This is a genomic window from Vibrio sp. R-1 (assembly GCF_035615595.1).
GTDB lineage: Bacteria > Pseudomonadota > Gammaproteobacteria > Enterobacterales > Vibrionaceae > Vibrio > Vibrio cholerae.
On sequence record NZ_WPDC01000315.1, the window covers coordinates 1 to 462 of the forward strand.

Consider the following 462-nt stretch of genomic DNA (forward strand, 5'->3'; position numbering starts at 1 on the left):
TCTCGAAGTAGTGTAGAATTCAGCTTTTGAAATCTTGAGCAGTCAGCATGTCTAAAGTCGTTCAACAGCAAATCGGCAATATCGCGCTTGTCGTAGAAAACTACGATGATGCTATTGAGTTCTATACAAAAAAGCTTCAGTTCAGTTTGGTTGAAGATACCGATTTGGGTGGTGGTAAACGTTGGGTTCAAGTTTCGCCGCCAAACTCGAATGGAACGAACCTACTTCTTGCTCAAGCAAGTACCGAAGAACAAGCTCAATTTGTAGGTAATCAAACTGGAGGCCGTGTTTTTCTGTTTCTACAAACGAATGACTTCTGGCGAGATTATGAGTTAATGAAGGCCAATGGTGTTGTTTTCAACGAAGAACCACGAGTTGAAGAGTATGGGACAGTGGTTGTGTTCCAAGATCTTTATGGAAACAAATGGGATTTATTGCAACTGAACAAGGCTCACAAATAGC

Annotated in this window: 1 protein-coding gene; it reads left to right on the forward strand. The window is 41.3% G+C overall.

All coding sequences use genetic code 11. The features are described 5' to 3' along the window. The first annotated feature begins 47 nt into the window (after positions 1 to 47). Complete coding sequence (locus GOU96_RS18295; protein WP_000049417.1) at positions 48 to 461, forward strand: VOC family protein; 414 nt, start codon at positions 48 to 50, stop codon at positions 459 to 461. Position 462 lies beyond the last annotated feature (1 nt).